The 3169-nt window shown below is 41.7% G+C and carries 3 protein-coding genes and 1 pseudogene; 1 reads left to right on the top strand and 3 read right to left on the bottom strand.

Annotation, left to right across the window (positions count from 1 at the left end):
- The 3 genes and pseudogenes from VNZ46_RS06945 to rpmI form a co-directional block, all read right to left on the bottom strand.
- A pseudogene (locus tag VNZ46_RS06945) lies at positions 1-654 on the bottom strand (arginine decarboxylase); the annotation flags it as partial.
- A 152-nt stretch (positions 655-806) separates the two neighbouring features.
- On the bottom strand, positions 807-1151 hold the full coding sequence (rplT, locus tag VNZ46_RS06950; RefSeq protein WP_325559361.1) for a 50S ribosomal protein L20: 345 nt from the start codon (positions 1149-1151) through the stop codon (positions 807-809).
- Between the two features lie 49 nt (positions 1152-1200).
- Positions 1201-1398: a 50S ribosomal protein L35 gene (gene rpmI, locus VNZ46_RS06955; RefSeq protein WP_325559362.1), complete on the bottom strand. Its 198-nt coding sequence runs from the start codon at positions 1396-1398 to the stop codon at positions 1201-1203.
- A gap of 254 nt (positions 1399-1652) precedes the next feature.
- On the opposite strand from rpmI, the gene VNZ46_RS06960 reads away from it, so the two are divergent.
- Positions 1653-3169: sodium-translocating pyrophosphatase (locus VNZ46_RS06960; protein WP_325559363.1), on the top strand; the 1517-nt coding region annotated here is incomplete at its 3' end.

Raw genomic sequence — 3169 nt, forward strand, 5'->3', positions numbered from 1 at the left:
CTGGAACCGGTCTTCATTCCCTTCAATCTTATCCACATAGAATTCAAGTACATCACGAGGTCTGAATCCCAATCTTGATGTATAAAAAGGGAAATTCGGTTCTTCTTCTGCAGCTACCCGTATTCCCAGTTTGAAAGGCACTTTAACAGATTTTTTATATTGTTGCAGTTCATCCTTATTATCAAGAATGGGGACTACGTTTCTAAAACCGGTATTCAAAAGGGACACAATACGGCTTGTATAGGGTTTCTGTTTAAAACCGTTGCAAATAATATAAGTGTCTTTGCTTATTTTTTTCCTGGCGTATAATTTTTTGATAATATCTATATCATAAGCATAAGAAGTCTCCAGATGAATATCATTGTTCAGCGCTTCCTCTACAACCAACGAGAAGTGAGAACTCTTGGTGCAGTAACAATAAAAATATTTGCCTTCGTATTTGTGCCTTGACATGGCGGTGGCAAACATTTTTTTTGCTTTTTTTATCTGCATGCCAATTTTTGGCAAATAAGATAATTTTAACGGTGTACCATATTTATCTATCAGGGCTTTGATATCCACCCCATTGAATTCTAAATAATTTTCCTTCACTAAAAAACCTTCCTGGGGGAAATTAAACGTCTGCTGAACGAGGTCGGCATACGTATTGTTCATTGAATCGTTAGGGTTGATGATGGTCGTACGATTTAGAATTGAAATAAAAGTAGGTACAAATGTAAATTTTTGAGGGTAATCACAAAATAAAAGAGATTTCTTAAAGGTTATTTAATGCCTTTTAAGAAATCTCCTGTATAATAGCTGCTGTTTTATTTAACTGAAGCGATCAATTGTTTAAACGCTTCCGGTTCATTCATGGCAATATCAGCGAGTATTTTACGGTCGAGAGCAACACCTTTTTCATTCAACAGATGGATGAAACGGGAGTAGGTAAGTCCTTCTGAACGAACGGCCGCATTTATGCGTGCAATCCAAAGTGCACGGTATTCGCGTTTCTTGAGTTTACGGCCTACATAACGATATGTAAGTCCCTTTTCCAAAACATTTTTAGCTACTGTATATACATTTTTGCGCTTACCATAGAAGCCTTTGGCTTGTTTGAGGATCCGTTTTCTGCGGGCCCTGGAGGCAACGGCATTTACTGAACGTGGCATATAAAAAAAGTTAAAAGTTAATTGGTAAAACTGAATGGTTAGGTCCTGATTATTTTAATCTTAGTAACCTTTTTACGAAATCCAGGTTAGCCTGGCTGACCTTTCCTTTTTTCCCCATCAATCTTTTTCTTTTCGTTGATTTTTTTGTGAGAATGTGCCGTTTGAAAGCCTTCTGGAAAGTGATTTCACCGGTGCCTGTTATCTTGAATCTTTTTTTGGCACTCGAATTTGTTTTAACCTTTGGCATCTTTTGATGAGGTTTAAATATGATACCCTGCTGGCGGATCTGCTCTGGCAAATCTCTTATGGGGCCATTTGGGCAATTCCCGCCTGAAACGGGACCATTAAAAAATGGAGCGCAAATGTAAGTGATTATTTAAGAAAAAGGAAATAATATCCTGATAGATATATCAATACAGGTAAGATAATGGCATCATTTATATGGGCTTTAACGCTTTTCCACTATTTTTGCCTCCCATAAAAATCTCAGATTAATTTAATATGGACAAACTGATTTACCTGGTACCCCTCATGGGAGTCATTGGCCTATTGTACACATTCATTCAATTCAAGTGGGTTTCCAGGCAGGATGAAGGAACCGATCTGATGAAACAGATCAGCCGTTATATTGCTGAAGGAGCTATGGCCTTCCTTAAAGCTGAGTGGAAAATCCTTGGATATTTTGTTGTTATCGTAGCACTCCTGCTGGGTTTTATGGCAAGCACAAATCCCGGCTCCCATTGGTCCATCTCCATTGCCTTTATTATAGGAGCGATTCTTAGCGCAACAGCCGGATACATAGGGATGCGAGTAGCTACTAAAGCCAATGTCAGAACTGCCCAGGCAGCCCGAACCAGTTTAAGTCGCGCACTCAAAGTTTCCTTTACCGGAGGATCCGTTATGGGATTAGGTGTTGCTGGACTGGCCGTTCTTGGTCTCGGTGGTCTGTTCATCATATTAAAATCAATTTTTGCTCCTCAGGCTGAGGTGAATTCGGAAGAAATGCTGCGCACAATTGAAGTACTTACCGGTTTCTCGCTTGGAGCTGAATCCATTGCCCTTTTTGCCCGTGTGGGTGGTGGTATATATACAAAAGCGGCCGATGTTGGTGCCGACCTGGTTGGCAAGGTTGAAGCCGGAATCCCTGAGGATGATCCGCGTAATCCGGCAACTATTGCCGATAATGTAGGTGATAATGTAGGAGACGTTGCTGGAATGGGCGCCGATCTTTTCGGATCCTATGTAGCAACAGTTCTGGCGACTATGGTACTCGGTCAGGAAACAGTTTCGCAGGATAATTTCGGGGGTATGTCGCCTATCCTTCTTCCCATGATGATAGCTGGTACAGGAATCTTATTCTCGATTATTGCAACTTTTTTCGTCCGCATTAGTGAAAACGCAAGTGTTAGTACAGTAAGTGTGCAGAAAGCCCTCAATATGGGTAACTGGGGTTCCATTGTATTAACAGCTATCGCATCAATCGGACTTGTTTATTTTATCCTTCCGGAAACGATGGTTCTGCGCAATATTGAATTTACAAAATGGGGTGTACTGGGTGCTATAGGTGTTGGCCTGACCGTAGGAACTCTCATGAGCATCATAACAGAATATTATACAGCCATTGGTAAAAGACCCGTTCTTTCTATTATTCGCCAGTCTTCCACGGGACATGCTACGAATGTTATTGGCGGATTAGCCGTAGGTATGGAATCTACCTGTCTACCAATACTGGTCCTGGCTGGTGGTATCTGGGGTTCCTATACCTGTGCCGGTTTGTATGGTGTAGCCATTGCTGCTGCGGGGATGATGGCAACCACTGCAATGCAGTTGGCTATTGATGCATTCGGACCGATTGCCGATAATGCAGGAGGTATTGCCGAGATGAGTGAATTACCAAAAGAAGTCCGCGAAAAAACGGATGTGCTTGACGCAGTAGGAAATACAACGGCTGCAACAGGGAAAGGTTTCGCTATTGCTTCTGCTGCACTTACCTCCCTTGCGCTTTTTGCAGCTTTTGT

The organism is Pedobacter sp. (assembly GCF_035566355.1).
Taxonomy (GTDB): Bacteria; Bacteroidota; Bacteroidia; order Sphingobacteriales; family Sphingobacteriaceae; genus Pedobacter.

Bases quoted from the DNA above. Each gene is read 5' to 3' on its own strand.
- rplT (WP_325559361.1), bottom strand. From the start codon at position 1,151: ATGCCACGTTCAGTAAATGCCGTTGCCTCCAGGGCCCGCAGAAAACGG.
- rpmI (WP_325559362.1), bottom strand. From the start codon at position 1,398: ATGCCAAAGGTTAAAACAAATTCGAGTGCCAAAAAAAGATTCAAGATA.